General features: G+C 76.4%; 1 protein-coding gene. It reads left to right on the plus strand.

Translation table 11 applies throughout. The annotated features are described in order from the left end of the window. Positions 1-707: helix-turn-helix transcriptional regulator (locus IH13_RS0134795; RefSeq protein ID WP_031090949.1), on the plus strand; the 707-nt coding region annotated here is incomplete at its 5' end. Positions 708-864: the final 157 nt, after the last annotated feature.

An 864-nucleotide genomic window follows, 5' to 3' on the forward strand; every position in this document is an offset into this window, starting at 1 on the left:
TGGCCGCCGACGAGGCGACCGCGCTGCTCGTCGCGGCCCGCGCCGTGGCCACCCTGCCCGGCCTGCGGGAGAGCGACCGGCAGGCGCTGGTGCGGGCGACCGCGAAGCTGGAGACGGCGGCCGGTGAGGTGGGTGCCGCCAGTTCGCGGCTCTCGGTCACCTTCGAGTCCGAGGGCGGGGTCTTCGCCGACGTCGACCGGGCCATCTCCGAGCGGCGCCGGCTCTGGCTGCGCTACTACTCGCCCGCGCGCGACGAGCTCACCGAGCGCGAGGTGGACCCGATCCGGCTGTTCGCCGTCGGCCACACCTACATGGAGGGCTGGTGCCGTCTCAGTGAGGCGCGGCGCACCTTCCGGCTCGACCGGGTCGCCGAGATCCGGCTCCTGGACGCCCCCTCCGCACCGCCCGAGCTGGAACTGCGCGACCTCTCCGAAGGCCTGGTGCAGCCGGCGGCCGAGGACCCGGAGGTCGTGATCGAGGTGGGCCCCGGCGGCCGGTGGGTCGCCGAGTACTACCCGCACGACAGCGCTGAGGAACTGCCCGACGGCGGCCTGCGCGTCACCCTGCGCACCCCCGACCCCGCCTCGCTGCGCCGGCTCGCCCTGCGGCTCGGCGGGGAGGGCCGTATCACCGCCCCCGGCGACCTGGCCGAGAGCGCCCGGCAGGCCGCCCGTGAGGCGCTGGCCGCCTACGACGGCGCGCTCTGAGCGGCGGCCACCGGTGTACACAGGAGACGGACGTCACATGACCGCCCCATCGCGCACGCACCCCGGGCCCGTTCCCGTTCCGGTCCCCGCCGCCGTACGGTTCAGGGCGGCCTGCCCCCACTGCCGGGGGCGGTTCGAGCTCGGCGCGGAGGCGCTG

The sequence above is a fragment of the Streptomyces sp. NRRL WC-3549 genome (assembly GCF_000721935.1).
In the GTDB taxonomy this organism is placed as follows: Bacteria; Actinomycetota; Actinomycetes; order Streptomycetales; family Streptomycetaceae; genus Streptomyces.